General features: G+C 69.5%; 13 protein-coding genes. 9 read left to right on the top strand and 4 right to left on the bottom strand.

Going from position 1 to position 14,292, the window contains the following annotated elements; all coding sequences use genetic code 11:
* Positions 1-19: 19 nt before the first annotated feature.
* Positions 20-667 (bottom strand): TetR/AcrR family transcriptional regulator, encoded by a 648-nt coding sequence (locus ACFYO5_RS03120; protein WP_388703533.1) that lies wholly within the window; start codon positions 665-667, stop codon positions 20-22.
* A gap of 114 nt (positions 668-781) precedes the next feature.
* On the opposite strand from ACFYO5_RS03120, the gene ACFYO5_RS03115 reads away from it, so the two are divergent.
* The gene (locus ACFYO5_RS03115) at positions 782-2,401 is read left to right on the top strand and encodes an MFS transporter (RefSeq protein ID WP_356559529.1); all 1,620 of its coding nucleotides are present in this window, start codon (positions 782-784) and stop codon (positions 2,399-2,401) included.
* Between the two features lie 309 nt (positions 2,402-2,710).
* Positions 2,711-3,010 carry a small hydrophobic protein gene (locus ACFYO5_RS03110; protein ID WP_356559527.1) on the top strand — a complete coding sequence of 100 codons (300 nt, stop codon included), beginning with the start codon at positions 2,711-2,713 and terminating at the stop codon, positions 3,008-3,010.
* A gap of 275 nt (positions 3,011-3,285) precedes the next feature.
* Here the strand turns inward: ACFYO5_RS03110 and ACFYO5_RS03105 are convergent, their stop codons facing one another.
* Both ACFYO5_RS03105 and aceE read right to left on the bottom strand, forming a co-directional pair.
* Positions 3,286-4,077, bottom strand: coding sequence for a potassium channel family protein (locus tag ACFYO5_RS03105; protein WP_388703529.1), 792 nt, complete (start codon positions 4,075-4,077; stop codon positions 3,286-3,288).
* Between the two features lie 81 nt (positions 4,078-4,158).
* On the bottom strand, positions 4,159-6,891 hold the full coding sequence (gene aceE, locus ACFYO5_RS03100) for a pyruvate dehydrogenase (acetyl-transferring), homodimeric type (protein WP_388703526.1): 2,733 nt from the start codon (positions 6,889-6,891) through the stop codon (positions 4,159-4,161).
* A 402-nt stretch (positions 6,892-7,293) separates the two neighbouring features.
* Here aceE and ACFYO5_RS03095 point away from each other — a divergent pair, with 402 nt between their 5' ends.
* The 6 genes from ACFYO5_RS03095 to ACFYO5_RS03070 all read left to right on the top strand — a co-directional run bounded on the left by ACFYO5_RS03095 (position 7,294) and on the right by ACFYO5_RS03070 (position 11,993).
* Positions 7,294-7,731, top strand: coding sequence for a DUF3052 domain-containing protein (locus ACFYO5_RS03095; protein WP_057583034.1), 438 nt, complete (start codon positions 7,294-7,296; stop codon positions 7,729-7,731).
* A 270-nt stretch (positions 7,732-8,001) separates the two neighbouring features.
* Positions 8,002-8,460: a peroxiredoxin gene (locus ACFYO5_RS03090; RefSeq protein ID WP_356559521.1), complete on the top strand. Its 459-nt coding sequence runs from the start codon at positions 8,002-8,004 to the stop codon at positions 8,458-8,460.
* Between the two features lie 170 nt (positions 8,461-8,630).
* The gene (locus tag ACFYO5_RS03085) at positions 8,631-9,206 is read left to right on the top strand and encodes a calcium homeostasis/redox stress adaptation protein (protein ID WP_356559519.1); all 576 of its coding nucleotides are present in this window, start codon (positions 8,631-8,633) and stop codon (positions 9,204-9,206) included.
* Positions 9,207-9,327: 121 nt separating this feature from the next.
* Positions 9,328-9,903, top strand: a complete 576-nt coding sequence (locus ACFYO5_RS03080; protein ID WP_356559517.1) for a TerD family protein — start codon at positions 9,328-9,330, stop codon at positions 9,901-9,903.
* A gap of 80 nt (positions 9,904-9,983) precedes the next feature.
* Positions 9,984-11,126, top strand: coding sequence for a DUF475 domain-containing protein (locus ACFYO5_RS03075; protein WP_388703520.1), 1,143 nt, complete (start codon positions 9,984-9,986; stop codon positions 11,124-11,126).
* Positions 11,127-11,255: 129 nt separating this feature from the next.
* Complete coding sequence (locus ACFYO5_RS03070; protein WP_356560038.1) at positions 11,256-11,993, top strand: Tellurium resistance; 738 nt, start codon at positions 11,256-11,258, stop codon at positions 11,991-11,993.
* A 112-nt stretch (positions 11,994-12,105) separates the two neighbouring features.
* Here the strand turns inward: ACFYO5_RS03070 and ACFYO5_RS03065 are convergent, their stop codons facing one another.
* Positions 12,106-12,873, bottom strand: a complete 768-nt coding sequence (locus tag ACFYO5_RS03065; RefSeq protein WP_388703517.1) for a TerD family protein — start codon at positions 12,871-12,873, stop codon at positions 12,106-12,108.
* Positions 12,874-13,097: 224 nt separating this feature from the next.
* On the opposite strand from ACFYO5_RS03065, the gene ACFYO5_RS03060 reads away from it, so the two are divergent.
* Positions 13,098-14,264 carry an HpcH/HpaI aldolase/citrate lyase family protein gene (locus tag ACFYO5_RS03060; protein ID WP_388703514.1) on the top strand — a complete coding sequence of 389 codons (1,167 nt, stop codon included), beginning with the start codon at positions 13,098-13,100 and terminating at the stop codon, positions 14,262-14,264.
* Positions 14,265-14,292 lie beyond the last annotated feature (28 nt).

Below are 14,292 nucleotides of genomic sequence, written 5' to 3'. Positions count from 1 at the left end.
GACGCGATCACGCCGTACGTCAGGTCCCGGTCCGCCAGCTGCCCAGCAGGGCCGGTCCCACCTGATCGAGGTACCGGGACGTCAGCTCGCGCATCCCCTCCGCGCTGAAGTCCTCGCCCGTGACCCACTGCCGTTCCGTCACCCGCATCACCGCGCCGAAGACGGCCACCGCCAGCCGCGGCCGGGGGTCGGCGTCCACGTCGAGCCCCTCGCGCTCCGCGAGCACCCGCGCGATCGCCTCCTCGGTCTCCGCCGAGCGCCGCAGATGGGCGGCGAGCAGGACCGGGGTCGACTCGATCACCCGGTACATGCGCAGATACAGCTCGACGGGCACGATCGACTCGACCGCCTCGCTGAGGGACCCCCAGCCCTCCAGCACCGCCTGCCGCAGCGCCTCCATCGGCGCCTCGTGGGCCGGGCGGGCGCGCACCCCCTCGACGAAGCGCGCCACCGTGACGGACTCCAGGGCGAGCGCGGCCTCCTCCTTGCCCGCGAAGTGACGGAAGAAGGTGCGCTGCGAGATGTCCACGGCCTGCGCGATCTCGTCGACGGTCGTCCGCTCGTACCCCTGCGAGGTGAACAGGCGGACGGCCGCCCGCAGCAGCTCGTCGCGGGTACGGCGCTTCTTCATCTCCCGCAGCCCCGGCCGCGGCGCGGTGGTCTCCATGACGCCCCTTCCTCCTGCCGTCCGCCCGGCCCCGGCGAAGGGCGCATGACGTGTCAGTAACCGACTGGTGAATCGGTTTGTCAACTGTCAGTGGCTGTCACTAGCCTCGAACACATGACTAGTCAGACCACCATCGACACGACGGGACCGGCGGACAAGCCGTCCTCCGGCCCGTCGGACCAGCCACCGGCCAAGGGGCTGCGCGGCCATCCGTGGTTCACGCTCATCACCGTCGCCGTCGGGGTCATGATGGTGGCCCTCGACGGCACGATCGTGGCCATCGCCAACCCGGCCATCGCCAAGGACCTCGGCGCCACCTTCGCCCAGGTGCAGTGGATCACCAACGCCTACTTCCTCGCCCTCGCGGTCTCCCTGATCACCGCCGGCAAGCTCGGTGACCGCTTCGGCCACCGCCAGACCTTCCTGATAGGCGTCGTCGGATTCGCCGGCGCCTCCGGCGCGATCGGCCTGTCCGACAGCATCGCGTTCGTCGTCGGCTTCCGCGTCCTTCAGGGTCTGTTCGGCGCACTGCTCATGCCGGCCGCGCTCGGCCTGCTGCGGGCGACCTTCCCGGCCGAGAAGCTCAACATGGCCATCGGCATCTGGGGCATGGTCATCGGCGCCTCCACCGCGGGCGGCCCGATCCTCGGCGGCGTCCTCGTCGAGCACGTCAACTGGCAGTCGGTGTTCTTCATCAACGTGCCGGTCGGCGTCCTCGCCGCCGCCCTCGGCCTGGTGATGCTCCTCGACCACCGCGCCGAGAACGCCCCGCGCTCCTTCGACGCCCTCGGCATCGTGCTGCTCTCCGGCGCGATGTTCTGCCTCGTCTGGGCCCTGATCAAGGCCCCCGAGTGGGGCTGGGGCGACGGCAGGACCTGGGCGTTCATCGGCGGCTCCGTGCTGCTGTTCGTGTGCTTCGCCTTCTGGGAGAACCGCGTCGCGGAACCGCTCGTCCCGCTCGGCCTGTTCCGCTCGGTACCGCTGTCCGCAGGTGTCGTCCTCATGGTCCTGATGGCCATCGCCTTCCTGGGCGGCCTCTTCTTCGTGACGTTCTACCTCCAGAACGTGCACGGCATGAGCCCGATCGACGCCGGTCTGCACCTGCTCCCGCTCACCGGCATGATGATCGTCGGCTCCCCGCTGGCGGGCGCGATGATCACCAAGGTCGGCCCGCGCATCCCGCTGGCCGGCGGCATGGTGTCCGTCACGGTCGCCATGTTCGGCATGTCCACCCTGGAGAAGGACACGGGCAGCCTGGCGATGTCCGTCTGGTTCGCCCTGCTCGGCCTCGGCCTCGCCCCCGTCATGGTCGGCGCCACCGAGGTCATCGTGGGCAACGCCCCCATGGAGCTGTCCGGAGTCGCCGGCGGTCTCCAGCAGGCCGCCATGCAGATCGGCGGCAGCCTCGGTACGGCCGTCCTCGGCGCCGTGATGGCCTCCAAGGTCGACAGCGACCTGCCCGGCAACTGGACGGGCGCCGGCCTGCCCGAACTCACCCCCGCCCAGCTGGGCCAGGCCTCCGAGGCCGTCCAGGTCGGGGTGGCCCCGGTGGCCGAGGGCACGCCCGCGGAGATCGCGGCGAAGATCACGGACGTCGCCCACGACACCTTCATCTCCGGGATGAGCCTCGCCTCGCTCGTCGCGGCCGGAGTCGCGGCGGTCGCCGTCTTCGTCGCGCTGCTCACCAAGCGCGGGGAGAACGCGGAGGCGGGCGCCGGGGCCGGCCACATCTGACGCGACCTCACCTCTGATGGGGCATCACCTGCGACGGGCCTCACCCATGAGCGGGCTTCATCCGTGCCCCGGCCCTGACCGGATTTCAGCGAAATTCCCCTATCAGGGTGACAACGCTAAAGGTTCCTCGCTTCCGGTGCGCGCCGCAGGTCACAGTGGGTCAAGCCCTCCGGATGGGAGGGCGGCCAGGGCTGCGGCGCGCTGCCGGAGGGGGACAGCGCGCCGCATGGCCCTCGCCCGCTGCTGCATATCCGGTGGGAGGCGGGTACCCGGACCATCGAAGCAGCCCCAGGTTCAAGGGAGTTGACGATGGCGGGCTACGGACATGGAACGCGCAAACACCCCCGCTCACGTGGCCGGACGTGGTCACGGACCGGGCCGGACAGCGCGACGCTCGGCATCGTGGGCCTGGTCTGCGCGGTCGCCGGATTCTTCGCGCTGGGGATCGTTCTCGGCCCCGCGGCGATCGTCTGCGGCTGGTTGGCCATGGGCCGCAGCTGGGCGGGCCCCCGTCCGGTGCCGGCCCTGGTCGCCGTCGTCCTCGGGGCGATCGACACGCTGCTGGCGCTGGTCTGGCTCTCCGGGGCCGCGGGGAACGGCCTGATGTGAGGCGGGGGGCTCCGGCGGGGTGTGTTCTCGCCCCCGCCGCCCCCTCCCGTCCCTGCCCCGGGACAGCGCCCCCTGGTCCCTGACCCGGGGCTCCGCCGCCGGACCCCGGACCGCACCCGCCGTACCGGCCGCATCTCCGCTGCTCGGCGGGCCCGGTGCGAGGGCTTCGCGGCACCGGCGGGAGTGTCAGCACCCCGGCGGTGACGCCCACCTCGCGGACCGCCCGGCCGGCGACGACCGCCGCGCCCGGCTTGCGGGTCCGCGCCTCCGATCCCTCATCCCACCGGGTCGGACGGCGGCTGCGCGAAGGCCGCGGGTCTGGGGGCCGCGCCCCCGTTGGGGGCCGGGGCACGCAGGGCCGCCACCTCCGCCCTGAGGGCGCGGACCTCGGCGGTGAGGATGCGGATCGCCTCCGTCCGCTCGCGTTCGCCCACGTCGTCCTTCTCGAACCGCTCGATGAACCACGCGGCGATGTTCGCGGTGACGACACCCAGCAGCGCGATCCCGGCCAGCATCAGCCCGACCGCGATCAGCCTCCCGAGCCCCGTGGTCGGCGCGTGATCGCCGTACCCCACGGTCGTCATCGTCGTGAACGACCACCACAGGGCGTCGTCCAGCGACCGGATGTTCCCCTGCGGCGACTCCCGCTCGACCGACAGCACCGCCAGCGAGCCGAAGATCAGCAGACCCAGTACCGAGCCCGCGACATACGTCGTCAGCCGGACCTGGGAGGCCATCCGGGCCCGCTGCCCCACCAGCAGCAGCGTCGACACCAGCCGCAGCAGCCTGAGCGGCTGGATCAGCGGCAGCAGCACCGCGCACAGGTCCAGCCACTGCGCGCGGACGAACGCCCGCCGCCGCTCGGCCAGTACCAGCCGGACCGCGTAGTCCACGGCGAACGCCGCCCACACCCCCCATTCGACCCAGGCGCACGCCGACTTCAGCGACGGACGGGCCGAGGTGTGCACGATGGGCACGGCGTAGGCGACCGCGAACACCACGGCCAGCGCCAGCAGCGGCCGCTGCGTCCGCCGCTCCCACCGGTCCTGCGCCGATTGTTGCTCCATGCCCGCATCGTAAGGAACGGACAAGGGCGGCGGAGCCGTCCCGGCCCCGCCGCCCCCGGTCATCCGGCCCAAAGGCCCTGGCTACGCGTCGCCGCCCGCCGCACCCGGATCGGCCGACGCCACGTCCAGCAGCTGATACCGGTCGATCGCCTGCTTCAGGGCCGACCGGTCGACCTTGCCCTCCTTGGCCAGCTCGGTCAGCACCGCCAGGACCACCGACTGCGCGTCGATGTGGAAGAACCGGCGCGCGGCCCCACGGGTGTCCGCGAAGCCGAAGCCGTCCGCGCCCAGCGACTGGTACGGCCCCGGCACCCAGCGCGCGATCTGGTCCGGCACCGACCGCATCCAGTCGGAGACGGCCACGAACGGCCCCTGAGCCCCGCTGAACTTGCGCGTCACGTACGGCACGCGCTGCTCCTCCTCCGGGTGCAGCAGGTTGTGCCGCTCGACCTCGACGGCCTCGCGCCGCAGCTCGTTCCAGGAGGTCGCCGACCAGACGTCGGCGCGGACGTCCCACTCCTCGGCGAGGATCCGCTGCGCCTCCACGGCCCAGGGGACGGCCACGCCCGAGGCGAGGATCTGCGCCGGGATCGACCCGGAGGTGCCCGCGCTGAAGCGGTACACGCCCTTGAGGATGCCGTCCACGTCCACGTCGTCCGGCTCGGCCGGGTGCTGGATCGGCTCGTTGTAGACGGTGAGGTAGTAGAAGACGTCCTCGCTGTCCGGGCCGTACATCCGGCGCAGACCGTCCTTGACGATGTGCGCGATCTCGAAGCCGAACGCCGGGTCGTACGCCACACAGCCCGGGTTCGTCGAGGCGAGCAGCTGCGAGTGCCCGTCGGCGTGCTGGAGCCCCTCACCGGTCAGCGTCGTACGGCCGGCGGTCGCACCCAGCACGAACCCGCGCGCCAACTGGTCCGCCATCTGCCAGAACTGGTCGCCGGTGCGCTGGAAACCGAACATCGAGTAGAAGACGTACACCGGGATCAGCGGCTCGCCGTGCGTGGCGTACGCCGAACCGGCCGCGATCAGGGAGGCCGTGCAGCCGGCCTCGGAGATGCCGTCGTGCAGCATCTGCCCGGTCGGGGACTCCTTGTACGCGAGCAGCAGCTCACGGTCGACCGACTCGTACTGCTGGCCCAGCGGGTTGTAGATCTTCGCACTCGGGAAGAAGGAGTCCATGCCGAACGTGCGGTACTCGTCCGGCGCGATCAGCACGAACCGCCTGCCGATCTCCTTGTCCCGCATGAGGTCCTTGAGGAGCCGCACGAAGGCCATGGTCGTGGCGATGGACTGCTGGCCGGAGCCCTTCTTCACCGTCGCGTACGTCTTGTCGTCGGGCAGCGCCAGCGGCCGGGCGCGCAGGACACGGGTCGGGACGTACCCGCCGAGCCCCTTGCGCCGGTCGTGCATGTACTGGATCTCCTCGGAGTCGCGCCCCGGGTGGTAGTACGGCGGCGCGCCGCTCTCCAGCTCCTTGTCGGGGATGGGGAGGTGGAGCCGGTCGCGGAAGCGCTTGAGGTCGTCGACCGTCAGCTTCTTCATCTGGTGCGTGGCGTTGCGGCCCTCGAAGTTGGGGCCGAGCGTCCAGCCCTTGACCGTCTTCGCCAGGATGACCGTCGGCTGGCCGGTGTGCTCCACCGCCGCCTTGAACGCCGCGTAGATCTTCCGGTGGTCGTGACCGCCGCGGCCCAGGTGCAGGATCTGGTCGTCGGTCATGCCCTCGACCATCGCCCGCAGCCGCTGGTCGTCGCCGAAGAAGTGGTCGCGGATGTACGCGCCGGACTCGGTGGCGTACGTCTGGAACTGGCCGTCCGGGGTGGTGTTCATCTTGTTGACGAGGATGCCGTCACGGTCCTGGGCGAGCAGCGGGTCCCAGCTGCGGTCCCAGATCAGCTTGATCACGTTCCAGCCGGCACCCCGGAAGACCGACTCCAGCTCCTGGATGACCTTGCCGTTGCCGCGCACCGGGCCGTCGAGGCGCTGGAGGTTGCAGTTGACGACGAAGGTCAGGTTGTCCAGGCCCTCGCGCGCCGCGATGGTCAGCTGGCCGAGCGACTCCGGCTCGTCCATCTCGCCGTCGCCGAGGAAGGCCCACACGTGCGACTTCGACGTGTCGGCGATCCCGCGCGCGTGCATGTAGCGGTTCATCCGGGCCTGGTAGATCGCGCCGATGGGACCGAGCCCCATGGACACGGTCGGGAACTCCCAGAAGTCGGGCATCAGCCGCGGGTGCGGGTACGAGGAGAGGCCGTACGGCGCCTTCGACTTCTCCTGGCGGAACCCGTCGAGGTTCTGCTCGCTCAGCCGGTCGAGCATGTACGCGCGGGCGTAGATGCCGGGGGAGGCGTGGCCCTGGAAGAAGACCTGGTCGCCGCCGTCCCCCTCGTCCTTGCCGCGGAAGAAGTGGTTGAAGCCCACGTCGTACAGCGACGCCGAGGAGGCGAAGGTGGCGATGTGGCCGCCCACGCCGATGCCCGGCCGCTGCGCGCGCGAGACCATCACGGCCGCGTTCCAGCGGGTCGCGTTGAGGATCTTCCGCTCGATCTCCTCGTTGCCCGGGAAGAACGGCTCGGCCCGCGTCGGGATGGTGTTGACGTAGTCCGTGCTGCGCATCTCGGGCACGGCCACGCGCTTCTCGCGGGCCCGCTCGATCAGGCGCAGCATGAGGTAGCGGGCCCGCTCCCGGCCCCGCTCGTCGACGGCGGCGTCGAGGGAGTCGAGCCACTCCTGGGTTTCCTCGGGATCGAAGTCAGGAACCTGACTCGGAAGGCCGCCAATGATGATCGGGTTGCGATCGGATCCGGAAGCCACGCTGGTCCTTACCTGTCAGAGGGGCTGTGTGGGGCTGTGGGGCTTGTGGTGGGGCTGTGCGTGGGGCTGATGTCCCGCTCGTTCTCCAGTACCTGCACCGCCCCCATCGTGTACCTCGAGGCCGCAAACGTCATCTCTACCCCGAGGTAACCGGCACTCGTTCGAGTCTCGTACCCTTGGATGGTTCTCAAATACGCAAACGGGGCAGATAGGTGTGGTGCACGTCACCTTTCGTCTGGATCGCGCGCCTGGAGTTGCGTCGACACCGCCAGGATCGTCACCGTTTCGGCGGTCCGAACCGCCGGGTACTTGCGCGATCCGCCCCGCCCGTGTGGACTACGGCCAATGCTTCGCGCACGCGCGTGGCTGAGTTATTCCCGAAACATGATCAGGAGGCAACCCGTGAGCGCGACCGCGGACCACGCGGAGGAGCGGACGAGCCCTGCCGTCAGGCTGGGGTTCCAGCCCGAGCAGGTGGTCCAGGAGATCGGCTACGACGACGACGTCGATCAGGAGCTCCGCGAGTCCATCGAGGAAGTCATCGGCAGCGATCTGGTGGACGAGGACTACGACGACGTCGCCGACGCCGTGGTGCTCTGGTTCCGCGACGATGACGGCGACCTGACGGATGCGCTGGTGGACGCCACCACGTACATCGAAGAAGGCGGCTCGATCCTCCTCCTGACGCCGAAGACCGGCCGGACGGGGTACGTGGAACCGAGCGACATCTCCGAAGCCGCGACGACGGCGGGTCTGTCCGCCAGCAAGAGCGTCAGCGTGGGCAAGGACTGGAGTGGCAGCCGGCTGGTGACGCCCAAGGCCGCCAAGTCCAAGAAGTGACCTCGTCCAAGAGACGACCTCGTTCCCGAAGTGACCTCGTTCCGGAAGTGATTCCGTTCCCGAAGTGACCTCGTCGAGGTGGCGGAGAACCGTGAAAGTACGGAGAACCGCGAAACCCCTCTCGACGCCTGTGGACGGGCCGATCCCGTATCGGCCCGTCCACAGGTGCGTCGTGGCCGCTGCGTAGGGTGGTTCCCGGCGTTCCGGGCGTTCTCTCACCCGAATGCCGCAACCGGTTCCGGCGAATCCCCAGGAAAGGGTTCCACGACGATGGCGATCCAGGTCGGCGACAAGGCTCCCGACTTCGAGCTGAAGGACAACCACGGCCGTACCGTGAAGCTGTCCGACTTCCGCGGCGGCAAGAACGTCGTCCTGCTCTTCTACCCCTTCGCCTTCACCGGTGTGTGCACCGGCGAACTGTGCGAGGTGCGCGACAACCTGCCGAAGTTCTCCGACCGCGACACCCAGGTGCTGGCCGTCTCCAACGACTCCATCCACACCCTGCGGGTCTTCGCCGAGCAGGAAGGCCTGGACTACCCGCTGCTGAGCGACTTCTGGCCGCACGGCGAGGTCTCCCGCGCCTACGGCGTCTTCGCCGAGGACAAGGGCTGCGCGGTGCGCGGCACCTTCGTCATCGACAAGGAGGGCGTCGTGCGCTGGACCGTCGTCAACGCCCTGCCGGACGCCCGCGACCTCGGTGCGTACGTCTCGGCGCTCGACGCGCTCTGACGCGGCCGCTCCCGGCCGGCCCGCCGCGGTGCCGGACCGGGGCCGACACCCGGTGATTCTTCGGTTCCAGGGCCTGCGGGGGGCGGGAACCCCTCACTAGGATCGAATCGTTGATCCGATATCCGACGCACGATTGGGGCTCCCCGCCCCCGGACACCATTGGAGGACTCGTGGGAGTCAGCCTCAGCAAGGGCGGCAACGTTTCGCTGACCAAGGAGGCCCCGGGCCTGACCGCGGTCATCGTCGGTCTGGGGTGGGACGTGCGCACCACGACCGGCACCGACTTCGACCTGGACGCCAGCGCGCTGCTGCTGAACAGCTCGGGCAAGGTCGCCAGCGACGCCAACTTCGTCTTCTTCAACAACCTCAAGAGCCCCGACGGCTCCGTCGAGCACACCGGTGACAACGTCACCGGTGAGGGCGAGGGCGACGACGAGCAGATCAAGGTGAACCTCGCGGCCGTACCGGCCGAGGTCGAGAAGATCGTCTTCCCGGTGTCGATCTACGACGCCGAGAACCGCCAGCAGTCCTTCGGCCAGGTGCGCAACGCGTTCATCCGCGTCGTGAACCAGGCCGGCGAGGCGGAGATCGCCCGTTACGACCTCAGCGAGGACGCCTCGACGGAGACCGCCATGGTCTTCGGCGAGCTGTACCGGCACGGCGCGGAGTGGAAGTTCCGCGCCATCGGCCAGGGCTACGCCTCGGGCCTGCGCGGCATCGCGCAGGACTTCGGCGTCAACGTCTGAGCCGACCCTGTGGGACGCCGGCGTCGATGACGTGACGGCTTCGTCCGGCGCCGCACCGTTTACGGGCGGCGCCGGACGTGCAGGACAACCGAAGAAGCCCGACCTAGGGGAGGACCAGCACATGGGCGTCACGCTCGCCAAGGGAGGCAACGTCTCCCTGTCCAAGGTCGCGCCGAATCTCACCCAGGTGATGATCGGCCTCGGCTGGGACGCGCGCTCCACCACCGGGGCCCCCTTCGACCTGGACGCCAGCGCGCTGCTGTGCACCGGCGGACGGGTGATGGGCGACGAGTGGTTCGTCTTCTACAACCAGCTCAAGAGCCCCGAGGGCTCGGTGGAGCACACCGGGGACAATCTCACCGGTGAGGGCGACGGCGACGACGAGTCGATCCTCGTCGACCTCGGCAAGGTGCCCGCCCAGTGCGACAAGATCGTCTTTCCCGTCTCCATCCACATGGCCGACGAGCGCGGTCAGACCTTCGGCCAGGTCAGCAACGCGTTCATCCGGGTCGTCAACCAGGCCGACGGCCAGGAACTCGCGCGGTACGACCTCAGCGAGGACGCCTCCACCGAAACGGCCATGATCTTCGGTGAGCTGTACCGATACCAGGGCGAATGGAAGTTCCGCGCGGTCGGTCAGGGGTACGCGTCAGGACTTCGGGGCATCGCTCTAGACTTCGGAGTCAACGTTTCGTAAAGCCGCGTACGGCGCGGGGGAAACCCTCCCCCAGGTTTCGCTTGGGGGGACCGGGGCCCAGAGACAGGATTGGGTAGCCAGTGGTTCTGAAAACCTTCGGGTGGTCGTTCGCGGTCACCGCGCTCGGCCTCGTCGCAGCGGTGCTCTACGGGGGGTGGACCGCTTTCGGTGTCGTGGCGATCCTGTCCATCCTCGAGATCTCGCTGTCCTTCGACAACGCAGTCGTCAACGCCGGAATCCTGAAGAAGATGAGCGCCTTCTGGCAGCGCATCTTCCTCACCGTCGGCGTGCTGATCGCCGTCTTCGGCATGCGGCTCGTCTTCCCCGTCGTGATCGTCGCGATCAGCGCCCAGCTCGGGCCGATCGAGGCCGTCGACCTCGCCCTCACCGACAAGGACCGCTACCAGCAACTGGTCACCGACGCGCACCCCGCGATCGCGGCCTTCGGCGGCATGTTCCTGTTGATGATCTTCCTGGACTTCATCTTCGAGGACCGGGACATCAAGTGGCTCGGCTGGCTGGAGCGCCCGCTGGCCAAGCTGGGCAAGGTCGACATGCTGTCGGTCTGCATCGCCCTGATCGTCCTGCTGGTCACCTCCATGACCGTCGCCACCCACGCCCACCTGCACGCCGGACACGCGGACAAGGCCGAGACCGTCCTGCTCTCCGGCATCGGGGGCCTGATCACCTACATGGTGGTCGGCGGTCTCTCCGGTTACTTCGAGGACAAACTCGAGGAGGAGGAGGAACGCGAGCACGAGGAGGAGGAAGAGGCCCAGCGCACCGGCAGGCAGAAGTCCCCGGTCGTCCTGGCCGGCCAGGCCGCCTTCTTCATGTTCCTCTACCTCGAGGTCCTGGACGCGTCCTTCTCCTTCGACGGCGTGATCGGCGCCTTCGCCATCACCAACGACATCGTGCTGATGGCCCTCGGCCTCGGCATCGGCGCCATGTACGTCCGGTCGCTCACCGTCTACCTGGTCCGCCAGGGCACCCTCGACGACTACGTCTACCTGGAACACGGCGCGCACTACGCGATCGGCGCCCTCGCGGTGATCCTGCTCGTCACCATCCAGTACCAGATCAGCGAGATCATCACCGGCCTGGTCGGTGTCGTCCTGATCGCCTGGTCGTTCTGGTCCTCCGTGCGCCGCAACCGGGCGCTGGCGGCGGCGGAGGGCGACGCGGGCTCGGACGAGAAGACCGAGGTCTCCTCCGGAGTGTGATCAGCTCCCCCGCGAGGAACGCTCTGAGCGGGGCGGCGTCGAGGACGGGTCCTCGACGCCGCCCCGCCGGTCGTTTCCGGGGGACTGTGCGGTCAGGCGTTGTTTCGGGCGTGGAACTTGGGGGCGGTAGTGGGCTTCTTCGACGGACTGCGGCCCGGCAGGGCCGCCGACTTCGACTCGGGCAGTGCGGCGAGCAATGCGATAGAGCTGACCAAACGGCACAGCCAGGTCTCGCTCACCAAGCAGGACGCCGCCACCGGGCACCTGCGCGTCAATCTGACCTGGCGGATGCGCACCTCCGACTTCGGCGGTTCCTCGCGGGAGAGCCTGCTGCGCCACCCGTTCAAGGCGCTGCGCCCGCCGGAGGTCATGGGACACAGCCAGAGCATGGTCAACGTCGACCTCGACCTGGGCTGCCTGTACGAGCTGGCGGACGGGACGAAGGGCGTCGTCCAGCCGCTGGGCGGCCTGCTCGGCGAGATCAACGCGGCGCCGTACGTGAAGCTGAGCGGAGACGACCGGTTCGGGTCGGGGTCCGGCGAGACGATGTACGTCAACCTGGACCACCGGGACGCCATCAGGCGGCTGCTGGTGTTCGTCTACATCTACGACCAGACGCCGGCCTTCGACCGTACGCACGCGATCGTCACCCTCTACCCGAGCAACGGGCCGCGCATCGAGATAGGCCTCGACGAGCGCCACCCCCAGGCCCGCTCCTGCGCGGTGGTGATGATCGAGAACGTGAAGGGGGAGCTGATGGTCCGGCGCGAGGTGAGGTTCGTGTACGGCTTCCAGGCCGAACTGGACCGGTTGTACGGGTGGGGGCTGCAGTGGGGGCGGGGCTACAAGACGAAGGCGCAGCGCTGACGCTCCGCGGCCCCGGCCGTGCGCGGCGCCCTCCTCGGCCGGACCGGTCTCCTCGGTCCGAGCACCCTCCCCGGCCCGAGCACCCTCCCCGGCCCGACCGGCCCCGCCGCCCTCACCGTCCGATGAACTGCGGTCCCTGCGGCGGCATGCGGAACTCGCCGGCGGGCGCCGCCCCGGCCGGCTGGGCGTCCGGATAGCCGTATCCGTACGTCGGCAGGGACGCCGGGTAGCCGTAGCCCGCGGGCTGCTGGGGGACGGCCGTCGTGGGCTCCTCCGGCGGCAGCGGCTGGGAGAGGCTGGGCGTGGAGCCGGCGTCGGAGCCGACGGCGGCCTCCTCCGACTCGTCGACGGAGATGCCGAAGTCCGTGGCGAGGCCCTTGAGACCGTTGGAGTAGCCCTCGCCGAGCGCCCGGAACTTCCAGCCCTCCCCGCGGCGGTACAGCTCGCCGCAGATCAGCGCGGTCTCCTCACCGGTCTCCGGACGGATGTCGAAGGTGGCCAGCGGCTGACCCTCGGCGGCCGCCGCGTCGTACAGCAGGATGCTGAGCGCCCGTACCCGGTCGAAGGTGACGCCGTCGGCCGAAGCGACCAGGAGAATCTGGCCGACGTCGGACTCGACACCGGCCAGATCCGTCTGGATCGTGTCGGTGAGGCCCTCGGCGCCACGCTTCTTGCCGAGCCGCCAGACCTTCCCCGAAGGGTGCCGGGGCTGGTTGTAGAAGACGAAGTCCTCGTCGGATCGCACACGACCTTCGGGGCCGAGGAGCAGCGCGGAGGCGTCGACGTCCGGGACCCCCTGCCCGGGTGTCCAGCGCAGCACGGCCCGCACCGTGGTGGCCTTCAGCGGGACGTTCGACCCCTTCAGCATCGCGTGCGTCATGCGCTCATCCTGCCCTCTCGGTTCTGCTCACGACAATGCGGGTACACGGCAACCGGCGGTCCGGGCCGTCCCGCAGCGGACGATGCCGGGCCGTGTCGCGTTGTGTCGCTCTGCGTTACCTGGAATTCATGACCGGTGGGAACCCACGACATGGGTCTCTACGTACTATTACCGGCCACCTCTTGCCGAATCCATACGCTCGACTTGCACCACGGGGGAGATATATGCGTCATTTCGGGCACCTTGCCCCTGAGGTGCGGCAGCGCCTGTTCTACCGGCAGCCCTGCGTGTTCGACACGGACTCGCCGGCCCGGCTGCTGTCCGCCGCCCTGGGAGCCACGCTCTACAGCCCGGCCACCCGGCCCCGGCTGGCCGAGGACATCCTCAAGCAGACCGGGCGTGGCGTGGTGTCCATGGTGCTGTGCCTCGAGGACTCCATCGGCGACGAGGACGTGGAGCACGGCGAGGAGAACCTCGTCCGCCAGTTCACCGACCTGGCCGCCCGCCCCGGCGTGGAGCCGCCGCTGCTGTTCATCCGCGTCCGTACCCCCGAGCAGATCCCGGACCTGGTCCGACGCCTGGGCCCGGCGGTGCGGCTGCTCAGCGGGTTCGTCTTCCCGAAGTTCACCGAGGAGCGCGGCATCCCCTTCCTGGAGGCCCTGGCCGACGCCGAGCTGGCCAGTGGCCGGCGGCTGTTCGGCATGCCCGTCCTGGAGACGCCCGAGCTGATGTACCGCGAGTCGCGGGTGGACGCCCTGGAGGGCATCGCCCGCGCCGTCGAGAAGTACCGCAGCCGCGTCCTCGCGCTGCGTCTCGGCGTCACCGACTTCTGCTCGTCGTACGGCCTGCGCCGGGCGCCCGACATGACCGCCTACGACGTCCAGATCGTCGCCTCCGTGATCGCCGACGTGGTGAACATGCTGGGGCGGGCCGACGGCACCGGGTTCACGGTGACCGGGCCCGTGTGGGAGTACTTCCGGGTCCCCGAGCGCATGTTCAAGCCGATGCTGCGGCACAGCCCCTTCCTGGAGGGACAGGCCGTCGAGCTGCGTGAGAAACTGATCGAACACGCGATGGACGGACTGCTGCGCGAGATCTCCCTCGACCACGCCAACGGTCTGCTGGGCAAGACCTGCATCCACCCCTCGCACGTACCGGCCGTGCACGCGCTGTCCGTGGTCAGTCACGAGGAGTACAGCGACGCGGCCGACATCCTGCGGCCGGAGCGCGGCGGCGGAGGCGTCATGAGGTCGGCGTACACGAACAAGATGAACGAGGTGAAGCCGCACCGGGCCTGGGCCGAGCGGACCATGGTGCGCGCCGAGGTCTTCGGCGTCGCGCACGAGGACGTCAGCTTCGTCGACCTGCTCGCCGCGGGCATACCCGGCTGAACCACCGCACCACCCTCCTCACGACATA

Origin of the sequence: Streptomyces sp. NPDC006259 (assembly GCF_042870975.1) — a bacterium.
Lineage (GTDB): Bacteria > Actinomycetota > Actinomycetes > Streptomycetales > Streptomycetaceae > Streptomyces.
Note: the sequence above shows the minus strand (reverse complement) of the source record. Positions and strands in the feature narration are given on the sequence as shown.

Bases quoted from the DNA above. Each gene is read 5' to 3' on its own strand.
- ACFYO5_RS03120 (WP_388703533.1), bottom strand. From the start codon at position 667: ATGGAGACCACCGCGCCGCGGCCGGGGCTGCGGGAGATGAAGAAGCGC.
- ACFYO5_RS03115 (WP_356559529.1), top strand. From the start codon at position 782: ATGACTAGTCAGACCACCATCGACACGACGGGACCGGCGGACAAGCCG.
- ACFYO5_RS03110 (WP_356559527.1), top strand. From the start codon at position 2,711: ATGGCGGGCTACGGACATGGAACGCGCAAACACCCCCGCTCACGTGGC.
- ACFYO5_RS03105 (WP_388703529.1), bottom strand. From the start codon at position 4,077: ATGGAGCAACAATCGGCGCAGGACCGGTGGGAGCGGCGGACGCAGCGG.
- ACFYO5_RS03090 (WP_356559521.1), top strand. From the start codon at position 8,002: ATGGCGATCCAGGTCGGCGACAAGGCTCCCGACTTCGAGCTGAAGGAC.
- ACFYO5_RS03080 (WP_356559517.1), top strand. From the start codon at position 9,328: ATGGGCGTCACGCTCGCCAAGGGAGGCAACGTCTCCCTGTCCAAGGTC.
- ACFYO5_RS03065 (WP_388703517.1), bottom strand. From the start codon at position 12,873: ATGACGCACGCGATGCTGAAGGGGTCGAACGTCCCGCTGAAGGCCACC.
- ACFYO5_RS03060 (WP_388703514.1), top strand. From the start codon at position 13,098: ATGCGTCATTTCGGGCACCTTGCCCCTGAGGTGCGGCAGCGCCTGTTC.